The 21,403-nt window shown below is 67.7% G+C and carries 22 protein-coding genes; 12 read left to right on the forward strand and 10 right to left on the reverse strand.

Annotated features, from left to right (window positions below; all coding sequences use genetic code 11):
• Positions 1–7: 7 nt before the first annotated feature.
• Positions 8–643 (reverse strand): LysE family translocator, encoded by a 636-nt coding sequence (locus DX03_RS07215; protein ID WP_038687546.1) that lies wholly within the window; start codon positions 641–643, stop codon positions 8–10.
• Positions 644–794: 151 nt separating this feature from the next.
• Between DX03_RS07215 and DX03_RS07220 the strand changes: the two genes are divergently transcribed.
• Positions 795–1,430, forward strand: coding sequence for a glutathione S-transferase family protein (locus tag DX03_RS07220; protein WP_038687548.1), 636 nt, complete (start codon positions 795–797; stop codon positions 1,428–1,430).
• Between the two features lie 69 nt (positions 1,431–1,499).
• On the forward strand, positions 1,500–1,847 hold the full coding sequence (locus tag DX03_RS07225; protein WP_185753479.1) for a hypothetical protein: 348 nt from the start codon (positions 1,500–1,502) through the stop codon (positions 1,845–1,847).
• A 17-nt stretch (positions 1,848–1,864) separates the two neighbouring features.
• Here the strand turns inward: DX03_RS07225 and arsC are convergent, their stop codons facing one another.
• The 3 genes from arsC to DX03_RS07240 form a co-directional block, all read right to left on the reverse strand.
• Positions 1,865–2,218, reverse strand: a complete 354-nt coding sequence (arsC, locus tag DX03_RS07230) for an arsenate reductase (glutaredoxin) (protein ID WP_038687550.1) — start codon at positions 2,216–2,218, stop codon at positions 1,865–1,867.
• On the reverse strand, positions 2,218–3,384 hold the full coding sequence (locus DX03_RS07235) for a phospholipase A (protein ID WP_051598776.1): 1,167 nt from the start codon (positions 3,382–3,384) through the stop codon (positions 2,218–2,220). The genes arsC and DX03_RS07235 overlap by 1 nt, the downstream gene beginning before the upstream one ends.
• 142 nt (positions 3,385–3,526) lie before the next feature.
• Positions 3,527–4,012: a DUF456 domain-containing protein gene (locus DX03_RS07240; protein ID WP_038687553.1), complete on the reverse strand. Its 486-nt coding sequence runs from the start codon at positions 4,010–4,012 to the stop codon at positions 3,527–3,529.
• A gap of 235 nt (positions 4,013–4,247) precedes the next feature.
• Between DX03_RS07240 and DX03_RS07245 the strand changes: the two genes are divergently transcribed.
• The gene (locus DX03_RS07245; protein ID WP_019185917.1) at positions 4,248–4,451 is read left to right on the forward strand and encodes a cold-shock protein; all 204 of its coding nucleotides are present in this window, start codon (positions 4,248–4,250) and stop codon (positions 4,449–4,451) included.
• Positions 4,452–4,537: 86 nt separating this feature from the next.
• Here the strand turns inward: DX03_RS07245 and DX03_RS07250 are convergent, their stop codons facing one another.
• Together DX03_RS07250 and DX03_RS07255 are read right to left on the reverse strand one after the other, a co-directional pair.
• The gene (locus tag DX03_RS07250; RefSeq protein ID WP_038687556.1) at positions 4,538–5,029 is read right to left on the reverse strand and encodes a glycine zipper 2TM domain-containing protein; all 492 of its coding nucleotides are present in this window, start codon (positions 5,027–5,029) and stop codon (positions 4,538–4,540) included.
• A 117-nt stretch (positions 5,030–5,146) separates the two neighbouring features.
• Positions 5,147–5,584, reverse strand: coding sequence for a cytochrome c (locus DX03_RS07255; protein WP_038687557.1), 438 nt, complete (start codon positions 5,582–5,584; stop codon positions 5,147–5,149).
• Positions 5,585–5,678: 94 nt separating this feature from the next.
• Here DX03_RS07255 and DX03_RS07260 point away from each other — a divergent pair, with 94 nt between their 5' ends.
• Positions 5,679–6,485, forward strand: a complete 807-nt coding sequence (locus tag DX03_RS07260; protein ID WP_038687559.1) for a tRNA threonylcarbamoyladenosine dehydratase — start codon at positions 5,679–5,681, stop codon at positions 6,483–6,485.
• A gap of 387 nt (positions 6,486–6,872) precedes the next feature.
• Here DX03_RS07260 and DX03_RS07265 read toward each other — a convergent pair whose 3' ends face one another.
• Positions 6,873–7,637, reverse strand: a complete 765-nt coding sequence (locus tag DX03_RS07265; RefSeq protein ID WP_038687561.1) for a TatD family hydrolase — start codon at positions 7,635–7,637, stop codon at positions 6,873–6,875.
• Entirely contained in the window at positions 7,634–7,858 is a 225-nt protein-coding gene (locus tag DX03_RS07270; protein ID WP_038687562.1) for a DUF6116 family protein, read from the reverse strand. The genes DX03_RS07265 and DX03_RS07270 overlap by 4 nt, the downstream gene beginning before the upstream one ends.
• 161 nt (positions 7,859–8,019) lie before the next feature.
• On the opposite strand from DX03_RS07270, the gene DX03_RS07275 reads away from it, so the two are divergent.
• The 8 genes from DX03_RS07275 to DX03_RS07310 all read left to right on the forward strand — a co-directional run bounded on the left by DX03_RS07275 (position 8,020) and on the right by DX03_RS07310 (position 18,137).
• Complete coding sequence (locus DX03_RS07275; protein WP_038687564.1) at positions 8,020–8,850, forward strand: glycine zipper 2TM domain-containing protein; 831 nt, start codon at positions 8,020–8,022, stop codon at positions 8,848–8,850.
• A gap of 128 nt (positions 8,851–8,978) precedes the next feature.
• A complete protein-coding gene (locus DX03_RS07280; protein WP_038687566.1) occupies positions 8,979–9,524 on the forward strand; it encodes a GNAT family N-acetyltransferase in 546 nt (181 codons plus the stop codon).
• Between the two features lie 93 nt (positions 9,525–9,617).
• Positions 9,618–11,897: a transketolase C-terminal domain-containing protein gene (locus DX03_RS07285; protein WP_038687569.1), complete on the forward strand. Its 2,280-nt coding sequence runs from the start codon at positions 9,618–9,620 to the stop codon at positions 11,895–11,897.
• A 3-nt stretch (positions 11,898–11,900) separates the two neighbouring features.
• Positions 11,901–13,844, forward strand: coding sequence for an asparagine synthase (glutamine-hydrolyzing) (asnB, locus tag DX03_RS07290; protein WP_038687571.1), 1,944 nt, complete (start codon positions 11,901–11,903; stop codon positions 13,842–13,844).
• A gap of 193 nt (positions 13,845–14,037) precedes the next feature.
• Complete coding sequence (locus DX03_RS07295) at positions 14,038–14,598, forward strand: NADPH-dependent FMN reductase (protein ID WP_038687573.1); 561 nt, start codon at positions 14,038–14,040, stop codon at positions 14,596–14,598.
• A 194-nt stretch (positions 14,599–14,792) separates the two neighbouring features.
• Positions 14,793–16,217: a replicative DNA helicase gene (locus tag DX03_RS07300; RefSeq protein ID WP_038687575.1), complete on the forward strand. Its 1,425-nt coding sequence runs from the start codon at positions 14,793–14,795 to the stop codon at positions 16,215–16,217.
• Between the two features lie 554 nt (positions 16,218–16,771).
• A complete protein-coding gene (locus tag DX03_RS07305) occupies positions 16,772–16,990 on the forward strand; it encodes a hypothetical protein (protein ID WP_038687576.1) in 219 nt (72 codons plus the stop codon).
• Between the two features lie 271 nt (positions 16,991–17,261).
• Positions 17,262–18,137, forward strand: coding sequence for a YwqG family protein (locus tag DX03_RS07310; RefSeq protein ID WP_051598777.1), 876 nt, complete (start codon positions 17,262–17,264; stop codon positions 18,135–18,137).
• A gap of 462 nt (positions 18,138–18,599) precedes the next feature.
• Here the strand turns inward: DX03_RS07310 and lpdA are convergent, their stop codons facing one another.
• Both lpdA and sucB read right to left on the reverse strand, forming a co-directional pair.
• Positions 18,600–20,036 (reverse strand): dihydrolipoyl dehydrogenase, encoded by a 1,437-nt coding sequence (lpdA, locus tag DX03_RS07315; RefSeq protein WP_038687579.1) that lies wholly within the window; start codon positions 20,034–20,036, stop codon positions 18,600–18,602.
• A gap of 135 nt (positions 20,037–20,171) precedes the next feature.
• Positions 20,172–21,371, reverse strand: coding sequence for a dihydrolipoyllysine-residue succinyltransferase (gene sucB, locus DX03_RS07320; RefSeq protein ID WP_038687581.1), 1,200 nt, complete (start codon positions 21,369–21,371; stop codon positions 20,172–20,174).
• Positions 21,372–21,403 lie beyond the last annotated feature (32 nt).

Genomic DNA, 21,403 nt, shown 5'->3' on the forward strand with positions numbered 1-21,403 from the left:
CGCCCCCTCACCGGCGCACGTCCACCAGCATCCGCACCGCCAGCGCACCCAGCACCGTGCCCATCAGCGCGCGCTGCATTGCCTGCCAGCGCGGCCGCCGCGCCAGGAAGGCCGCAATGCTGCCGGCGGCCAGCACGATCAACGCATTGACGCCCAGGCTGGTGGCAATCTGCACCAGCCCCAGCACCACCGATTGCGCCATCACGCTGCCGTGGCCGCTGGGCTGGATGAACTGCGGCAGCAGCGACAGGTACATCACCGCGATCTTCGGGTTGAGCAGCGCGGTAAACAGACCCATCGCAAACAACCGGCGCGGGCTGTCGCGCGGCAGTTCTCGCAGCTGGAACGGCGACGGCCCGCCCGGACGCAGCGCCTGCCACGCCAGGTACAGCAGGTACAGCGCCCCGGCGATGCGCAGGGCGTCGTAGGCGTGCGGCACGGCCATCAACAACGCGGTGATGCCCAGCGCCGCGCACAGCAGGTAGACCAGGAACCCCAGCGCGATGCCGCCCAGCGACACCAGCCCGGCCGCGCGCCCCTGGCAGATCGAGCGCGACACCAGGTAGATCATGTTCGGCCCGGGGGTGAGCACCATGCCCAGCGAGATCAGGCCGAATGCCAGCAGGTGGGACAGCTCGGGCATCGCCGCACTCCGGGGGAAAGGTGCTGCGCATGCTAGGCCTGCCTGGCGCGGCGCAACAGCCACAGCGCCGCCATGCGCAGGCGTGCATCTGTATCCATCGCCGGCCGCCGGGCGGCGCATAATCGGAGGCTTCCCCTGACAGGCGCCGCGCATGCCCACCACCTTGTATGGTTCCCCCAGCACCGCCTCGCTGGTGGTGCACTGGCTGCTGATCGAACTGGGTGTTGAGCACGAACTGGTCCTGCTCGATTTCGAGACCCGTCAGCACAAGTCCGACGACTACCTGGCGCTGAATCCGGCAGGCGTGGTGCCCACGCTGGTGATGGATGGGCAGGTGCTGACCGAAGCGGCGGCGATTGCCCTGCACCTGGCCGATCTGCATCCGCAGGCGGGTCTGTTGCCGGCGCCGGGCACTGCCGAGCGCGGCGAAGCGTACCGCTGGATGTTCTGGTGCGCCAACACCGTGCAACCGGCGTACCGCGCCTGGTTCTACGCCCATGAAATGGCCGGGCCGGACAGCGCCGGTGCTACCCGCGAGATGGCCCGCGAAAGGCTGCAGGCCGCGTGGCAGCGGCTGTCCGACCACCTGCAGGCCGGTGGCCCGTACATGCTGGGCGCGCAGCTGAGCGTGGTCGACCTGATGCTGGTGATGTTGCTGCGCTGGTCGCGCAACATGCCCGTGCCAAGCGACACCTGGCCGGTGCTCAAGGCCTACGCCGATCGGCTCAAGGCGCGCCCGGCCTTCATCGAGGTGTACCGCCGCGAAGGCATCACCGACTGGCGGTGACCCGGCGATGCCGGCAACCGGCGCGAAGAATTGATACGCTTCTTGGTGATGCCACCAAGGAGCAATACCATGCAAAGGATGCTGTTCGGCGGGCTGCTGGCCCTGTTGATGACCGCGTGCAGCAGCGGCGGTGATACCTATTCGGCACCCAGCCTGCGCGAGGTGACCGCCGCCAACCAGTGCATGGCGGTCTGCCAGAGCCGGTACGACAGTTGTTCGGCCAGCCCACTGGGCAGTGGCAGCAGCGACACCTGCGGCACCGGGGTGGCCACCCAGCGCGACGGTCGCTGCGACAAGATCGACAACCCGGAACTGCGCCGCTCGTGCCAGGCCAGTGCCGACTTCTGCCGTAATCGTTCCCCGGCGCTGCGCTGCGGTGAAGAGCGCGACCGCTGCGTGAGCCGCTGCGGCGGTTGAGCCACCGCGGGCCGGCGTCAGGCCGGCAGGATCTCCAGCACCGTTTCCGGCGGCCGGCACAGCCGAACGCCGCGCGGGGTGCGCACGATCGGCCGGTTGATCAGTGCCGGGTGCCCGTGCATCGCCGCGATCAGGGCCGTGTCGTCCAGCGTTGGATCGGCCAGGCCAAGCGCGGCATACGCGTCTTCCTTGGTGCGCAGCAGGGCGCGTGCGCCGGTGCCCATCGCCGCGACCAACGACTGCAGCGTGGCCACGTCCGGCGGGCTGTCCAGGTAGGCGATGACGGTGGGTTCGATGCCGTGCTCATGCAGGATCCGCAACGCCCCGCGCGAGTTGCTGCAGCGTGGGTTGTGCCAGATCGTCACCGCCATCAGTACCACTCCAGCAGCGACACGCCCAAGCCGATGTAGGTGGCTTTGTGGTTGTAGTCGATCATGCTCTCGCCATAGCCGTCGAACACCTGCACGTGGCCGCGCAGCAGGTTGCTGATCGGGAAGCCGTAGTCGAGCTGCACCGCCCCGTGCGAACGGTCGCCGCCGCGCAGCGAATGGCGCGCCATCAGCGAGACTTCGTGGCCATTCCGGTTCCAGGTCAGGGTGGCGTCGCCGCGGCCCATGTAATCCTCGATATCCGGGTTGTTGTCGTCCTTGCGGTCTTCCGGCAGGCGGTACCACGGGCGCAGCACCAGTGCCCAGTTTTCGCGGTCCAGGCCGATCGTGGCGATCACCCGGTTCCAGCTGCGCGACAAGGGGTCGGGGCGGCCGTTGGACATGTGGTTGATGCTGATCCCGCTCATGCGCCCGCGCCAGCCGCCGATTGAATAGCCGTTGCGGAACAGCAGCATCATTTCGGGTTCGTAGTTGGTTTCGCGGAACGGGCGCGAGTTCTCGGCGTTGTACGCCTGCCAGCGCGAGCTCTGGGTATAACCGGCCCAGATGTCGCCGTTGTCGCCGAACAGGTTCTCCACCACCTTGGTCTTGAAGCTCAGCTGGAACTTCAGCTCGTTGCTGTCCAGCAGCTGCGGCGTGGTGACCGTGTTGGCCGGGTTGGGCGACTGCGGGGTCTGGTTCTTGTCGCTGGTCCAGAACGCCGGCAGCAGGTACACCGGCTTGTAGGCACGCAGCTGGAACGCGCCCAGCTTGGAGTCCTGCGCCAGCTCCCAACGGCTGTCCAGCAGCGAGCCCTTGCCCGCGTTGGCCAGTGCATCTTCATGGCCATCGCTCTTGAACAGCTCGCCCAGCCGCTGCTTGGCGCGCTGCGTTGCCGGGGCATCGGCCTCGGCCGTGCGCGCGGCCTGGCGTTCGTCGCGACGGGCCTGCTGCGCGGCAACGGCGGCGGCATCGGCGGCCTCGGTCACTCCGCGGGTGTGGCCGAACAGTTTGTCGTAGCAGGTCAGCCGCGCGGCGTCGGTGTCGACCAGCGCACACGCCTCCGGCGAGGCCGGGGTGGGGGCCGCTTCCTGTGCGGCCAGCGGCAGGCTGGCAGAGGCCAGGGCCAGGGCGGTGAACAGGGCGGAGCGTGGGCGCGAAGAGGTCATGAAAGCAGGCCAGGTGGCAAAGATGAATGGGGTTTCCGGAACAGTGTGGCCGTTGCCCGCCGATCCTGCCAGCGCCGACCGTCGTCCCGCAGCAGGGTTTATGCCGGGCAGACCCGTGCGCGGGGCGTGAAAAGCGCGGCCGTCAGAAGAACCAGGCAAAGGCGAACAGGCCCAGCATCGCCACCACCAGCGCCATTTTCAGTGCCACCCCGAGCAGGATGCCCAGCCAGGTGGCAAAGCCCACCTTGGTCGAGCGGCCCAGTTCGCGGGTATGCCAGTACTCGCCCGCCAGGGCGCCCAGCAGCGGTCCGGCCAGCAGCCCGATCGGCATGAAGAACAGGCCGGCGATGCTGCCCAGCACGGTGCCCCACAGCGCCTTGCGGCTGGCCCCCACCCGCTGCGCGCCGACCACGGTGGCCAGGATGTCCACGGCGAAGGAGAGCAGGGTCAGGATGCCGAGCAGGGTCAGCGGCACCCAGCCCACATGGGCGAAGCCGTCGGCCCAGGCGGCCACCAGCAGGCCGGCGAATACCAGCGGGATGCCGGGCAGGGCCGGCAGGATGATGCCTGCGATGCCGGTCAGCACCAGCAGGGCGGCTACCAGGTAGAAGATGAATGAATAGTCCATGCTGTCCGGTATGGTCTGGGAAATAGGGTTGACATGTGAAAGCTTTTCACAGTTGATTTTTCGTTTTGCTCGGGTTAAGTTGCACTCGCTGAGCTTGGCAAGGTCACCGTGGATCGTGGCCTGATGATGGTAGATCTTCTGATCCGCTGCATCGTTGCACCTCGCTTCCCCCTTGCTGTCAGCCGCCTGTCAGGGCGTATCCAACAACAAGACAGACAGTTAGGGAGTAGCTGAGATGGCTGAGAAGGGCACCGTCAAGTGGTTCAACGACGCTAAGGGTTTTGGTTTCATCAGCCGTGAAAGCGGCGAGGACGTGTTCGTGCATTTCCGCGCGATCGAGTCCCAGGGCTTCAAGAGCCTCAAGGAAGGCCAAGCGGTCGAGTTCGAAGTAGTGACCGGCCAGAAGGGCTTGCAGGCCGACAAGGTGAAGCCGCTCTAAGCGCACACCGACGTCAGCTGGATGAAACACGAAAAGGGCCCGCTTGCGCGGGCCCTTTTTTTACGTCGCGGCGGGGCCCGGCGTAATCAGCGCAGGATCACCTTGCCGTTGACGACGCGGACATAGGTGTTCTCGCGGATGCCGCCGAGGTCGCGCTGGTTGACCACCACGGTGCGCCCGTCGTCCATGCGCACGCTGATGTCGAAGGTGTCGCTGGTGACGTTCTTCTGGATCTGGTTGCCGGCCAGCGCGCCGCCCACGGCGCCAGCGGCGGCGGCGATGTTCTTGTTGCCCTTGCTGCCGCCGGTGTGGTCGGAGATCTCATGGCCAGCGACCGCGCCGACAAGGCCGCCCAGGATCGCGCCGGTGGCCGAAGGCGCGGTACGCCCGGAGGCGACCTGGTTGATGCGGGTCACGATGCCGCAGTCGGCGCAGCGGTTGTTGGTGTTGTTGTTGTAGCCGCCGTTGTTGCCATAACCGTTGTTGTAACCGCCGCTGCCATAGCCGGGCGAGGTGGTCGCACAGCCGGCCAGTGCGACGGTGGCGACGGCGGCTGCAGCAATGAGTTGGATCTTCATGGTGGTTCTCCTGGCCAGAGGGGTGGTCGAATGCGTCTGGGGCGCATGCCGCAGATCCTGTCCTGTCATACGTGAACAGCGCGCCAATCCCGCCCCCAAGGGTGGCTGCCAGATGAATCAGCGGAAATCCTGGTGGCAGGCCTTGCAGTCGTTCTGGATCTTTTCGACCAGCTGGCCCATGCCGACGCAGTCGGTGGGCGGGGCGGCCAGGGCCTGGTTGAGCGTGGCGCGCAGCGCGCTGGCGTGCTGCTGGAAGCCCTGGCTGTCCTTGAGGCCGGGGAAGGCCAGGTCCACGTCGTTGGACAGCGAGCGCAGGGTCTGCAGGCGCGGCACGCTGTCGGCCAGGGTGCAGCGGTTCTGTGCCTGGGCGTCCTGCAACAACTGCACCTGGCGGTTCATGACGTGCATGAGGGCATCGGGGAACGGGTCCTTGCGGGCCTGGATGGCACGCGAGACCATGACGGTGGCGATGAGTCCGACCACCAGGCCGAGCACGCCGACGAACAGATAGCGGTAGGCGGCGGAGGGGCGGTGGGGCGTGGGGGGCTGGCTCATGCAGTGGCGTCCTTTGGGGTGGCTGCGGTCGATCTTACGGTGCGTCCTGTCCATGTGGCGTTCCCGCGGGCTCGCGCGCCGGTAAAATGTGCCGATGAACGACGTACTGCGCGAGCGATTTGCCGGCATCGACCGGTTGTATGGGGTGGGCACCGTGGACCTGCTGTCGACCCGCCGGGTGGCGGTGGTCGGCATGGGCGGGGTGGGCTCGTGGGTGGTGGAAGCGCTGGCACGCACGGCGGTGGGCCACCTGACCCTGATCGATGCCGACGACATCTGCGTGTCCAACACCAACCGTCAGCTGCCGGCCCTGGCCGGTCAGTACGGCCGCAACAAGGCCGAGGCGATGGCCGAGCGCTGCCGGGCGATCAATCCGGACATCCAGGTGGAGGCGATTGCCTCGTTCCTGACCGTGTCGAACATGGTGGAGCTGCTGGACCGCGATTTCGACCTGGTGATCGATGCCTGCGACAGTTTCCGGGTCAAGGTGGAGACGATTGCGTGGTGCCGGCGGCGCAAGCTGCCGATCCTGACCGTGGGCGCGGCGGGCGGGCGTACCGATCCGACGCTGGTGCGGATCCGCGATGTATCGCGCACCGAGCACGACGCGATGATGGCGTTGATCCGCAAGAAGCTGCGCAGCGATTTCAATTTCCCGAAGAACGCGTCGCGTTACTTCGGCGTGCCGGCGGTGTATTCGCTGGAGAACGTGAAGTACCCGCAGGCCGACGGCACCGTGTGCGGCATCCGCCCGAACCTGGGCGCGGACGCGGCACTGAAGCTGGACTGCGGCGCCGGCCTGGGCGCGGCCACCCACATCACCGGCGCCTTCGCCTTCGCCGCCGTGGGCAAAGCGCTGGAAATGCTCATGAAGCCCAAAAAGAGCGCCACCCCCGCGTAGAGCTGACCGTTGGTCGGCTGCCCGGAAACCCGACGCCACCGCCAACCGATCCGTCCCGGCGCATTGCGGCCCAACGTCGGGTCGATCGGTCGGTACGGTTAAGAGCAGCCGACCAACGGTCGGCTCTACCGCCGGTAGAGCTGACCGTTGGTCAGCTGCCCGGAAACCCGACGCCACCGCCAACCGATCCGTCCCGGCGCATTGCGGCCTGCGTTGGGTCGATCGGTCGGTACGGTCAAGAGCAGCCGACCAACGGTCGGCTCTACCGGTAGAGCTGACCGTTGGTCAGCTGCCCGGAAACCCGGCACCGTCAACCGATCCGTTCCAGCGCATTGCGGACCAAGTGAGCAGGAGCGCTGTGCAAACACGCATGCGCGGCGCGAGCCGTTACGCTAGCCCGAACAACCGCTTCGCATTCGCCGTAGTCTGCGTCGCGATATCCTCGGCGGGCTGGCCGCGCAGCCGCGCGACAGTCTCCAGGATCACCGGCAGCCGGGCCGGTTCGTTGCGCTCGCCGCGGATGCCGGCGTCGGGCTGGTCCGGCGCGTCGGTCTCCAGCAGCAGCTGCTCCAGCGGCATCTGCGCCACCAGCCGCTGCAGGCGCTGGGCGCGGTCGTAGGTCAGTGGGCCGCCCAGGCCCAGCAGGAACCCGAGCTTGTCCAGCTGCGCTGCCTGCTCGGGGCTGCCCGGGAAACTGTGCACCACCCCGCGCAGCCCGCCCACCTGCTTGATCGCGGCAATCACCGCATCCACCGCACGTCGGGCATGCACGATCACCGGCAGGCCGAACTCACGGGCCAGCCGCAGCTGCCCCACGAAGTACTGCTGCTGCAGGTCCGCATCCAGCCCCTCGACGAAGAAATCCAGCCCGCATTCGCCCACCGCACACGGGCGTTCGCGCTCGATCCAACCGCGCAGGTCGTCCAGGTGCTCGGGCCGGTGCGCTTCCAGGAACATCGGATGCAGGCCATACGCCGGATAAAGGCCGTCGGCCAGCCGGCAGGTGTCACGGAGCTTTGGCCAGCTCGCCGCGGTCACCGCTGGCACCACCTGGGTGTGCACGCCCGCGGCGCGGGCGCGGGCGATCACCTCGGCACGATCGGCATCGAACTCGGACGCGTCCAGGTGGCAGTGGCTGTCGACCAGCGTCACGCGCGGCGTTTGCCCGGCAGTACCGGCGGCAGCGCCGCGCTTCGGTTTTTCCAGTTGGCCAGCAGCAACGTGCCCAGGCCCAGCAGGATCTCGTCCACGAACGGCACCGGGTCGGGAATGAACAGCGTCAGCGCGAACAGGCCGGCGGTGAGCTTGAACAGGGTGGGGTAGCGCAGCCGGCGTGCCCATTCCAGCACCGGCAACAACAGTGGATTGGCCATGACGCGCTCCTCGACAGAAGCTGTAAACGCTATCACGGCCTGCAATGACACAGAACCTGAATGGGTAAGGGGAGCGTGCACGCCGTGTGGAGATTCCGTTCAGGCACCGCATGCTGGAATCCCGCTCAAGAACGTTGCGGATCGTCCGCAGGGAGCCGGTTATGAAAAGTACTACTACCACTGCTTTGGTCGCCGCTGGCGCGCTGCTTGTCGGCGGCATCGCCACCGCTGCTTTCATGAAGAGTGGCTCGTCCGCCGCCGATCCGGTAGCCGCGACGCAGACCCGGCCGACCCTGGACACCACCCCCCTGGCCGACGACGGTGCACGCACCGATGCGCTCGCCGTGGACGACAAGGCCGGCAAGCTGGAATACGCCGACATCGTCAAGGTCGATCCGCTGACCAAGAAAGAGAAGGCCTACGCCACCGTGATCGGCACCGAGCCGGTGCGCCAGACCTCCACCACCCAGACCCCGCATGAAGTCTGCCAGGACGTGGTGGTGCAGGAGCGCCTGCCTGAGCGCGATGGCAACGTCGGCGGCACCGTCGCCGGTGCGGTCATCGGCGGCCTGCTGGGCAACCAGGTGGGCGGCGGCAATGGCAAGAAGGCCGCCACCGCGGCCGGTGCCGTGGCCGGCGGCCTGATCGGCAACCAGGTCGACAAGCGCCACGTGGGTGGCCGCGTGGTCAACCGCACCGAGCGCCAGTGCCACACCGAAACGGCGACCTCCGAGTCGACCAAGGTCACCGGCTACAACGTCACTTACCGCAATGAAGATGGCACCACCGGCACCATGCGCATGGCCAGCAAGCCGGGCAACCGCATTCCGATGGGCACCAACAACGCGGTCACCGGCTACAACGTGACCTACCGCTACGATGGCGTGGAAAAGACCGTGAAGATGGACAACAAGCCGAGCAGCGACCGCCTGCCGGTCATCGACGGCCAGCTGGTCACCCAGACCGCCGCGCTGGATTCGAACAAGCAGTAACTCCGCGCGGATGGATCGTGCGAGCAACAGGCCGGCGTCGTCCGGCCTGTTGCGTTTTGCGGAGGCCGCCACAGCGCGCCGCCCGGCCGTCTGCGATGATTTCTGCCTGTGTTCCGACGGCCATCGCGATGAGCATTTTCGACCTGCAGCTGGAAACCGACCGCCTGATCCTGCGCCCACCCCGCGCCGAGGATTTCGACGCCTTCCTGCGCTTCTGCTCCGACCCGGAGGTCATGCAGCACCTGGGTGGCGTGCAGGCCCCGTCGCAGGCATGGCGCAGCTTCAGCTGCCTGGCCGGCAGCTGGCACCTGTACGGCTTTTCGATGTTTTCGGTGATCGAGAAAAGCAGCGGCGACTGGGTCGGGCGCATGGGCCCGTGGCAGCCGCTGGACTGGCCCGGCACCGAAGTGGGCTGGAGCATCCGCCGTGAAAGCTGGGGCAAGGGCTATGCCCCGGAAGCGGCGGTGGCCAGCATCGACTGGGCGTTCAACGCGCTGGGCTGGGAGGAGGTGATCCACACCATCGACGCGGCCAACGAGAACTCCAAGGTCGTGGCGCGCAAGCTGGGCAGCACGCTGCTGCGCATGGGCGAGCTGCCGCCGCCGCATGACGGCAAGCCGATCGAGATCTGGGGCCAGTCTCGCGACCAATGGCAGCACCGCCGCCGCACGTGACCGCGCATGCTGCACCCGCGCTTGGCAACCTGCGCAGGTTGCGGCCATGCTCGCGGCGTGGCCACCTGGGCCGCGCGTCACGGAGGCTGATGGATGTTTGCCGTGGTTCCCGATCCGATTCCCGCACGCATGAAGGCCCTCAACCGGGCTGAGATCTGCGATACCAACTTCACTGAATTCGTGCAGCAGTGGCGGGGCGATCCCGCCCCGCGTCCGGCCGCCGACGCGCCGATCCTGCCCGGCAGCACCCTCGACGCCGCCGGCTTCGACGCGCTGCTGGAGTCGCAGCTGATCAGCCGCCACCTTGACCTGATGGCGCGCGTGCTGCGCGTCCAGAACAAGGTCTTCTACACCATCGGCTCGTCCGGCCACGAGGGCAACGCGCTGGTGGCGCGGCTGGCCCGGCACACCGATCCGGCGTTCCTGCACTACCGCTCCGGGGCGTTCATGGCCGAACGCTTCCGCCAGTTGCCAGGCATGGACCCGGTGCTCGACGCGGCGCTGTCGTTCGCCGCCAGCTGTGACGACCCGGCCAGCGGCGGCCGGCACAAGGTATGGGGCAGCAAGCCGCTGTGGGTGCTGCCGCAGACCTCCACCATCGCCTCGCACCTGCCCAAGGCACTGGGCACGGCGATGGCCATCGAAAGCGCACGCCGCATCGGCCACGCGCTGCCGATTCCCGACGACAGCGTGGTGATCTGCTCCTTCGGCGATGCCTCGTCCAACCACGCCACCGCGCAGACCGCGTTCAACACGGCGGCCTGGGCGGCCTACCAGCGGCTGCCGGCGCCGGTGCTGTTCGTGTGCGAAGACAACGGCATCGGCATTTCGGTGAAGACGCCCGACGGCTGGATCGCACAGGCCTTCAGCCAGCGCCCGGGGCTGGACTATTTCTTCGCCGACGGCCTGGACCTGGCCACCGGCCACGGCCAGGTGCAACGCGCGCTGGCGCACTGCCGGCGCACCCGGCGGCCCACCTTCCTGCACCTGCGCACCACGCGGCTGATGGGCCACGCCGGCACCGACTTCGAAATCGAGTGGCGCCCCTTGCCGGAACTGTGTGCGGCCGAGGCGGCCGACCCGCTGCTGCGCTCGGCGCAGATCGCACTTGAATCGGGCTGGATGACGGCCGAGCAGCTGCTGCAGCGCTACGAAGCGATGCGTGTACGGTGTTTCGCCGCCGCCGAAGAAGCCGACCGCCGGCCCAAGCTGGACGGGCTGGCGCAGATCATGGCACCGCTGGCCCCCTACTCGCCGGCGGCGGTGCAGGCCGAAGCCGCACGCGTGGCCGATCCGCAGGCGCGCGTGGCCGCCTTCGGCAGCGAGGCGCAGCTGCCCGAGCAGCTGCCGCCGCGGCACCTGGCCATCCAGATCAACCAGGGCCTGCACGAACTGATGGCCAAATACCCGTCCACGCTGCTGTTCGGCGAGGACGTGGCGCAGAAGGGCGGGGTGTATACGGTCAGCAAGGGCCTGCTCAAGGCGTTCGGGCCGCGCCGGGTGTTCAACACGCTGCTGGATGAAACCATGATCTTGGGCATGGCACAGGGCCTGGCCAACCTGGGCATGCTGCCGATCCCGGAGATCCAGTACCTGGCCTACCTGCACAACGCCGCCGACCAGCTGCGCGGCGAGGCCTGTTCGCTGCAGTTCTTCTCCAACGACCAGTACCGCAACCCGATGCTGGTACGCATTGCCGGGCTGGGCTACCAGAAGGGCTTTGGCGGTCACTTCCACAACGACAACTCGATCACCGCGCTGCGCGACATCCCCGGGCTGGTGGTGGGGTGCCCGTCGCGGGGCGACGATGCGGCGATGATGCTGCGTACGTTGGCCGCGCTGGCGCAGGTGGACGGCCGGGTGTCGGTGTTCCTGGAGCCGATCGCGCTGTACATGACCAAGGACCTGTACGCGCCCGGCGATGGCCAGTGGCTGTTCCCGTACCCACCGCCCACCCAGACCATGCGCCCGGGCGAGGGCCGGGTGTACGCGCCGGAGGCCAACGACCTGGTGATCTTCAGCTACGGCAACGGCGTGCCGATGAGCCTGCGCGCGGCGCGCACCCTCCAGGCCGAACTGGGCTGGCAGGTGCGGGTGGTGGACCTGCGCTGGCTGGTGCCGCTCAATGCCGGTTTCATCGCCGAACAGGCCGCCGACGCCCAGCGGGTGCTGGTGGTGGACGAAGGCCGGCACAGCGCCGGGGTGGGCGAGGGCGTCATCACCGCGCTGGTCGAGGCCGGGCTGGGCCACCTGCCGTTGCAGCGGGTGTGCGGCGCCGACACCTACACCCCGCTGGCGGGGGCAGCAATGTGCGTGCTTCCAAGCGACAATGCATTGGTAAGCGCCGCCCGGGTACTGGCGCAGGATCTCTGACGCATGTGTGGATTGGCAGGAATGCTGTTGCCGGGTCCGGTAACGGAACAGGCAGCACTGGAAGGCTTGGCGCGCCGCATGGGCGATGCGCTGGTCCATCGTGGCCCGGATGACAGCGGGGTGTGGGCCGATGCCGGCCGTGGCATCGCGCTGGCGCACCGGCGGCTGAGCATCCTGGACCTGTCGCCGCTGGGGCACCAGCCGATGGCGTCCAACGACGGCCGTTACGTGCTGGCCTACAACGGCGAGGTGTACAACTTTGTCGCCCTGCGTGCGGAGCTGGAAGCGCTGGGCCACCGCTTCCGCGGCCATTCGGATACCGAAGTGCTGCTGGCCGCGTTCGTGGCCTGGGGGCTGGATGAGACCCTGCAGCGCGCCAACGGCATGTTCGCCATCGCGCTGTGGGACCACGCCGAGCAGTGCCTGTGGCTGGCCCGCGACCGGGTCGGCAAGAAGCCGCTGTACTACGGCTGGGCCGGCGATGCGCTGGTGTTCGGCTCGGAGCTGAAGGCGCTGTGGCAGCACCCGGACTTTGACAACGACATCGACCGCGACGCGCTGACCCTGCTGCTGCGGCTGGATTACATTCCCGCCCCGCACTGCATCCACGAACGCTGCTTCAAGCTGATGCCCGGTCGCGCGCTGCGGCTGGATGCGGCGGCTGTAGCGGCTGGTGCCGCGGCGCACCGCCCGGACCAGCAGCAGGTGCCGTTCTGGAATGCGCGCGAGCGCATGCAGCAGGCGCTGGCGCAGCCGTTCCGGGGCAGCGATGACGAGGCCGAAGCGCAGCTGGACGCGGTGCTGCGCGACGCGGTGGCGCTGCGCATGGTGGCCGACGTGCCGGTGGGGGTGTTCCTGTCGGGCGGCACCGATTCGTCGGTGGTGGCCGCGCTGATGCAGGCGCAGTCGGCATCGCCGATCCACAGTTTCAGCATTGGTTTCCAGGGCTCGGACCACGACGAAGCGCCGCTGGCCAAGGCGCTGGCGCAGCACCTGGGCACCGATCACACCGAACTGTATGTCAGCGGTGCGGATGCCCTGGCGGTGGTGCCGCAGTTGCCGGCGATGTTCGACGAGCCGTTTGCCGATGCCTCGCAGGTGCCCACCGCGCTGGTGGCCAAGCTGGCGCGCGGGTCGGTCACCGTGGCGCTGTCCGGCGACGGCGGCGATGAACTGTTCTTCGGCTACAGCCGGTACCAGCGCGCGCTGCGCAACTGGGCGATGCTGGGCAAGGTGCCGGCACCGCTGCGGCGCTGGATGGCGGCCCGTTCGCAGACCCAGGGCGAGGCCTCGCGCACCGGCGGGCTGGCCGCGCTGCTGGCCGAGACGGGCGCGCGCGGCATCGGCGATGTGTACCGCAACCGCATCTCGCGCTGGCGCGACCCGGTCGCGGCGGTGAAGGGGGCCACCGGGGCCGGCAGCTTCTACGACCTGGCCGACCCGCTGCACGGCGCCGGCTCGCCGGCCGACGCGATGATGCTGGCCGACTTCAACACCTACCTGCCCGACGACCTGCTGTGCAAGGTGGACCGCACCAGCATGGCGGTGAGCCTGGAGGCGCGCGCCCCGCTGCTGGACTGGCGCGTGGCCGAGTTCGCCTGGTCGCTGCCGCTGGGCATGAAGCAGCGCGACGGGGTGAGCAAGTACCTGCTGAAGCGGGTGCTGGGTCGGTACGTGCCGCAGGACATGGTGCACCGGCCCAAGCGCGGCTTCGGCGCGCCGGTCAGCGCCTGGCTCAAGGGCGACCTGCGCGGCTGGGCCGACGCACTGCTGGACCCGGCGCGGCTGGCTGCCGAGGGCGTGTTCAACGTCGAGGCGGTGGTGCCGCTGTGGCAGCAGTTCCAGCAGGGCGAGCGCAAGTGGCACACGCACCTGTGGAACGTGTTGATGTTCCAGGCCTGGCAGGCGCATTGGCGCGACGTGCGTGCCACCGTCCCGCGCGGGTAGCTGCCGACCGTTGGTCGGCACGCGCGCGCCATCCACGTGCGCATGGCGCCCTGGTAGAGCCACCCCATGGGTGGCTGACGTGTCGATGATGCGGGGTTGAAAGGTAGCCACCCATGGGGTGGCTCTACCCCCCTTCACCATGACCGAAGGGCCGCCCGCCTAGGCTGGGGTTTTCCCCCAACGGAGACATCCCATGGCCGACGTGAAGATTGCGGTACTGGTTGGCAGCCTGCGCAAGGGCTCGCACAACAAGGCGCTCGCCCACGCGCTGGAGAAGCTGGCCGGTGGCAAGGCGCGCTTCGAGCATGTGGAGATCGGCGACCTGCCGCTCTACAACCAGGATTTCGACAAGGACTACCCGGCCCAGGGCGTCCGCCTGAAGCAGCAGATCCGTGACGCCGACGCGGTGCTGTTTGTCACCCCCGAGTACAACCGTTCCATTCCCGGCGTGCTCAAGAACGCCATCGACCTGGGCTCGCGGCCCTACGGCGACAGCGCCTTCGCCGGCAAGCCAGCGGCGGTGGTCGGGGCTTCGATCGGCGTGATCGGCACCGCGTTGGCCCAGCAGCACCTGCGCAACGTGCTGGCCTACCTGGACATGCCGGTGCTGGGCCAGCCGGAGGTGTTCCTGCATTTCAAGGAGGGCCTGATCGACGAGGCGGGCCACATCACCAGTGAAGGTACCCGCACGTTCCTGCAGGGCTTCGTGGACAAATTCCTCGCCTGGATCGCTACCCACGGCGGTCAGCATTGAGCCGGGTGCTTCTGCGATAATGCGGTTCGGCGCACGGCCCGGCGTCGTGCGCCACGCGCTGCCGCCGCAACCGGCCGGCAAGTGCCGTTATACCCAGCTCATCCACTGCTTATCCACAGGGTTGTGCGTGGTTGCGGCGCGCGCGCCGTGCCTACCATGCCCCACGCCCCGCACCGCAGGAAGTACGCCTTCACATGTCCGCCCGCTCTGGCTTCCGTTCCGACCGCAAAGACCGCGGTGACCGCTTCGACCGCGATGAATCGCGGATCGACCAGCTGCGCGTGCCGCCGCATTCGATCGAGGCCGAACAGGCGGTGCTGGGCGGGTTGATGCTGGCGCCGGAAAGCTACGACCGCATCAACGACCAGCTGACCGAGACCGACTTCTACCGTCGCGACCACCAGATGATCTACCGGGCGATCCGCGAGCTGTCCGAGCGCGACCGCCCGTTCGATGCGGTCACCCTGGGCGAGTGGTTCGAGTCGCAGGGCCGCATGGAACTGGTGGCTGACGGCGCCTACCTGATCGAACTGGCCAGCACCACGCCGTCGGCCGCCAACATCGCCGCCTACGCCGAAATCGTGCGTGACAAGGCGGTGCTGCGCCAGTTGATCCAGGTGGGCACCGACATCGTCAACGACGGCTTCCAGCCCGAAGGCCGCGAGAGCAGCGAACTGCTGTCGGCGGCGGAAAAGTCGGTGTTCGCCATTGCCGAGCAGGGCGCGCGTGGTCGCACCGATTTCGTGGCGATGCCCGGCGCGTTGAAAGATGCGTTCGAAGAACTGCGCAACCGCTTCGAGAACGGCGGCAACATCACCGGTCTGCCGACCGGCTACGCCGATTTCGACGCGATGACCTCCGGCCTGCAGCCGACCGACCTGATCATCCTGGCCGCGCGCCCGGCCATGGGCAAGACCACCTTCGCGCTGAACATCGCCGAGTACGCGGCGATCAAGTCCAAGAAGGGCGTGGCGGTGTTCTCGATGGAAATGTCAGCCTCGCAGCTGGCCATGCGTCTGATTTCCTCCAACGGCCGCATCAACGCCCAGCGCCTGCGTACCGGCCAGCTGGAAGACGAAGACTGGAGCCGGGTGACCGGTGCGATCCGGATGCTGAAGGAAACCAAGATCTTCATCGACGACACGCCGGGCGTGTCGCCGGAGATCCTGCGCTCCAAGTGCCGCCGTCTCAAGCGCGAGCACGACCTGGGCCTGATCGTGATCGACTACCTGCAGCTGATGAGCGTGCCGGGCAACAGCGAAAACCGCGCGACCGAAATCTCGGAAATCTCGCGTTCGTTGAAGGGCCTGGCCAAGGAACTCAACGTGCCGGTGATCGCGCTGTCCCAGCTCAACCGCTCGCTGGAAACGCGTACCGACAAGCGCCCGGTGATGGCCGACCTTCGCGAATCCGGCGCTATCGAGCAGGACGCGGACATGATCGTGTTCATCTACCGCGACGACTATTACAACAAGGAAAACTCGCCCGACAAGGGCCTGGCCGAGATCATCATCGGCAAGCACCGAGGCGGCCCGACCGGCTCGTGCAAGCTCAAGTTCTTCGGTGAGTACACCCGCTTCGACAACCTGTCGCACGATTCGGTGGGTTCGTTCGAATGACCTGCGGCACACGACCAACGGTCGTGTGCTACCGGTGGTTGGCCCGGGTCCTGTAACGGATTGGGTACCGGCCGTTGGTCGGTACGCCCGGCGATGGGTCGGTACGCCTGGGCGATGGGTCGGTACGCCTTGGCGATGGGGCGGTACGCCTGGGCCCCGGAACGGGGTAGAGCCGACCGTTGGTCGGCTGCTCTCGCGGCCGGCGATCCTGGCCGTTCAGCCGAGCAACGCTCGGCTCTACCGAAGCGGCGATCCTGGCGGTTCAGCCGAGCAACGCTCGGCTCTACCGAAGCGTCGATGCTGGCCGTTCAGCCGAGCAACGCTCGGCTCTACCGAAGCGGCGATGCTGGCCGTTCAGCCGAGCAACGCTCGGCTCTACCGAAGCGGCGATGCTGGCCGTTCAGCCGAGCAACGCTCGGCTCTACCCGCTCATCGGCGTATTCCTGCTTTCGTCGGCCGGGGTCGGCGTTCGTCGCATCCCGCTTGCCGCGCGGACGGCGCAGCGGCAACGTGAGGCTGCGGGCATTGTCGCCCGATGCCGGTGGAGACCGACGATGAAGACACTGCTTGCGCTGGGGGTGTGGTGCCTGTTGTTCGTGCTGTGCTGGCCGCTGGCGATCCTGGCGCTGGTCGCCTGGCCCTTGGTGTGGCTGCTGAGCCTGCCGTTCCGCCTGGTGGGCATCACGTTCTCGGCGCTGTTCGCGTTCCTGCGCGCGCTGTTCATGCTGCCGGCGCGCCTGCTGGGCGGCGGCGGCCGCCCACTGGCGGCCTGACCCGGATGATGCCGGCTTGCTGGCCGGCCCCTGGAAATCGGTAGTGCCGGCCGCTGGCCGGCTCCTCGAAAATCGGTAGTGCCGGCCGCTGGCCGGCCCCTCGAAAATCGGTAGTGCCGGCCGCTGGCCGGCCCCTCGAAAATCGGTAGTGCCGGCCGCTGGCCGGCTCCTCATGTGCCCGGCAGAAAGCGCAGCCGACCAACGGTCGGCTCTACCGGTTTTGTCGGTGCTGCGCCTAGACTGCTGGCTGCCTTCAGACAGGGATGTGGTCATGACGTTGCCGGAACAGGATTTCATCGCGCTGTGCGCATCGCATGGGCTTGGTCCGCATGCCAGTGCGCTGCTGCCGTGGTTGCGGCCGCGCGTGGGTTTCAGCCGTCGGGCGGAGACGGATGCACCGATCGGCGCCTCACGGATCGGCGGCGGGCCGGATGTGCCCGCAGGGTTCGCGTGGCCTACCCACAAGGGCAGGACGCTGGACTTCCTGCTGCAGATCAACCTGGCCGACCTGCAGGGTCTGCAGTGCGGGCTGGACCTGCCTGCGCAGGGCGTGCTGTCGTTCTTCTACGACACCGAGACACAACCGTGGGGCTATGACCCGGCCGATCGCAGTGGGCATGGCATCTACCTGTTCGACCCGGGCGAATTGCAGCGGCTGCCTGCGCCGGATGCGGAGGCCGCGCTGGCGCCGTCCGCGCTGGCATTCCACCCGGCCTGGAGCCTGCCGCATCCGTTTTCGTCCGAGGGCGAGCAGGTGGCGCAGGCGTTGCGTGACGCGGGGTTGAGCTGGGACGACGACGCGGAGGAGGGCTACTACGCGCTGGTGGAGGAGGTTGCCGACCTGGGGTCGCCGACGCCGGGCGAACGGCACGGCCTGGGTGGCTGGTCGCACAACGTGCAGGGTGACATGGCATTGGAAGCGCAGCTGGTCAGCAATGGGCTGTATTGCGGCGACCCGAGCGGGTATGGCGATCCCCGCGCGGCTGCGCTGGAGGCCGGCGTGGGCGACTGGACGCTGCTGCTGCAACTGGATTCGGACGACGAGGCGATGTGGGGCGATTCGGGAATGCTGTACGTCTGGGTGCGCCGGCAGGACCTGGCCGCGCGGGACCTGTCGCAGACCTGGCTGGGGCTGCAGTGTTGCTGACGGAATCGCGCCGGTAGTGCCGGCCGCTGGCCGGCTCCTCGATCAGCCCTACGTGGAGCCGGCCAGCGGCCGGCACTACCGGCGCTATTGTCGAGGCGAGTGCCAGCGAGCCGCCCCACCGGGGCGATGGTCGAGGCGAGTGCCAGCGAGCCGCACCACCGGGGCGATGGTCGAGGCGAGTGCCAGCGAGCCACGCCACCGGAGCGATGGTCGAGGCGAGTGCCAGAGAGCCACCCACCGGCGCGATGGTCGAGGCGAGTGCCAGCGAGCCACCCCACCGGCGCGATGGTCGAGGCGAGTGCCAGCGAGCCACGCCACCAGAGCGATGGTCGAGGCGAGTGCCAGCGAGCCGCACCACCGGGGCGATGGTCGAGGCACACGCCAGCGGCCGGCACCACCGGATGAGCAGGCACAAAAAACCCCGCCTTGGCGGGGTTTTTCGTTACGCGTACCGCAGGGCGATCAGTTCGCCTTGTGGATCGCGCGCTTGGTCACGGCCATGGCCGCGTCGTGCACCGCTTCGGACAGCGACGGGTGGGCGTGGCAGATGCGCGCCAGGTCGTCGGACGAGCCGTTGAACTCCATGGTCAGCACGCCTTCGTGCACCAGTTCGGACACGTTGGCGCCCACCAGGTGCATGCCGAGCACGCGGTCGGTTTCAGCGTGCGCCAGCACCTTGACGAAGCCGGCCGGCTCGATCATGGCCACGGCACGTCCGTTGGCGGCGAACGGGAAGCTGCCAGCCTTGTACGGAATGCCTTCGGCCTTCAGCTGCTGCTCGGTCTTGCCAACCCAGGCCAGCTCCGGCTCGGTGTAGATGACCCACGGAATGGTGTCGAAGTTGACGTGGCCCGGCAGGCCGGCGATCAGCTCGGCAACCGCGATGCCTTCCTCGAAGCCCTTGTGCGCCAGCATCGGGCCGCGCACGCAGTCACCGACCGCCCACACGCCGTCGACGCCGGTGTGGCAATGGTCGTCCACTTCGATCTGGCCACGCTCGTTGACCTTGACGCCGGTGCCTTCGGCCAGCAGGCCCTTGGTCGCGGCGCGACGGCCAACGGCCACCAGCAGCTTGTCCACGATCAGGCTCTTTTCGCCTTCCGCGTCGGCGTAGGTCAGGGCGACTTCCTTCTTCTTGCCCTTGCCGGTCACGTCGGCCTTGGAGACCTTGGCGCCCAGGCGGATGTCCAGGCCCTGCTTCTTGAATTCCTTGGCGGCCGCCTTGGCCACTTCGGTATCCGCCGCGGCCAGGAACTCCGGCAGCGCTTCCAGGATGGTCACTTCCGAACCCAGGCGCTTCCACACGCTGCCCAGTTCCAGACCGATCACGCCGGCGCCGATCACGGCCAGGCGGGCCGGCACTTCGGTGAAGTCCAGGCCGCCGACGTTGTCGACGATGGTGTCGCCGTCGAACTTGGCGAACGGCAGTTCGATCGAGTCCGAACCGGCGGCGATGATGACGTTGGTGCCCTTCAGCTCGACGATGGAACCGTCATGCTGGGTGACCTTGACCACGTTGCCCGGCTGCAGTTCGCCGAAGCCGTAGTAGGCGGCGACCTTGTTGGCCTTGAACAGCATGCCGATGCCGCCGGTGAACTGCTTGACGATCTTGTCCTTGCGGCCAACCATCGCTTCGACGTCCATCTTGGCGTCCTTGAAGCTGATGCCGTGGTCGCCAAAGATGTGGCCCATGTTCCAGAACTGACGCGAGGAATCCAGCAGCGCCTTGGACGGGATGCAGCCCACGCGCAGGCAGGTGCCACCGAGGGCCGGCTTGCCGTCCTTGCCCAGGGCCGCGTCGATGCAGGCGGTCTTCAGACCCAGCTGCGCGGCACGGATGGCGGCGTGGTAGCCGGCCGGACCGGCACCGATGACGACGACGTCGAATTGTTCAGCCATTGAAATAGTCCTTGTTGCATTCCCGAGCTTCGGTCGAAGCCGGTGGCGCGCAGGCGCCGGGGAGAGAGCAGGGCAGTGCGGTGCAGTGCCGTAGAACCAACACCCCTCCGCGCAGGCGCGGAGGGGTGGCAGGTGTTACAGGCCGAACAGCATGCGGCCCGGGTTTTCCAGCTGGTTCTTGATGTCCACCAGGAACTGCACCGAATCCTTGCCATCGATGATGCGATGGTCGTAGGACAGCGCCAGGTACATCATCGGGGCGATCACGACCTGGCCGTTCTGGGCGATCGGACGCTCCTTGATGGCGTGCATGCCCAGGATGGCGCTCTGCGGCGGGTTGATGATCGGCGTGGACAGCAGCGAGCCGAAGGTGCCGCCGTTGGTCACGGTGAAGGTGCCGCCCTGCAGTTCTTCCAGGCTCAGCTTGCCGTCACGGGCCTTCTTGGCGTAGTCGGCGATGGTCTTTTCGATGTCGGCAAACGACATGCGCTCGACGTTGCGCAGCACCGGCGTCACCAGGCCCTTGTCGGTCGACACGGCGATGGAGATGTCCGAGTAGCCGTGATAGATGACGTCGTCGCCGTCGATCGAGGCATTGACCAGCGGGAAGCGCTGCAGCGCGTTGGCGGCGGCCTTCACGAAGAAGCTCATGAAGCCCAGCTTGATGCCGTGGGCCTTGACGAACTCGTCCTGCAGATCCTTGCGCGCGGCCGAGACCTTGGACAGGTCGACCTCGTTGAAGGTGGTCAGCATGGCGGTGCTGTTCTTGGACTGCATCAGGCGCTCGGCGATGCGCTTGCGGATGCGGGTCATCGGTACGCGTTCTTCCGGACGCGCACCGGCGGCCTTGCCAGCGCCGCCACTGCGGGCGAAGTTGACGATGTCTTCCTTGGTCACCGCGCCATGACGGCCGGAGCCGGACACGTCGGCCGGGTTCACGCCTTCGGTGATCGCCGAGAAACGGGCGCCCGGGGGCAGGCCGTCGGCAGCCGACTTGGCAGCCGGTGCCGGGGCAGCAGCCGCGGCCGGCGCAGCAGCGGCCGGTGCGGCGTCAGCCTTCTTCTCTTCCGCAGCCGGAGCCGGGGCAGCGGCCACGGCGCCTTCTTCGATGATGGCCACGATCTGGCTGGAGGTCACGGTGGCGCCCACCTCGAACTTGATCTCCTTCAGCACGCCATCGACCGGCGACGGCACTTCCAGGACGACCTTGTCGGTTTCCAGATCAAGCAGGTTTTCATCGCGCTTGACGGCATCGCCGACTTTCTTGTGCCAGGTGGCGATGGTGCCGTCGGCGACGGATTCGGGCAGTACCGGGGCTTTGACTTCGGTGGCCATGCGGGAGCTTCCTGGTTTGTCTTTTCTAGAAT

Origin of the sequence: Stenotrophomonas rhizophila (assembly GCF_000661955.1) — a bacterium.
Taxonomy (GTDB): Bacteria; Pseudomonadota; Gammaproteobacteria; order Xanthomonadales; family Xanthomonadaceae; genus Stenotrophomonas; species Stenotrophomonas rhizophila.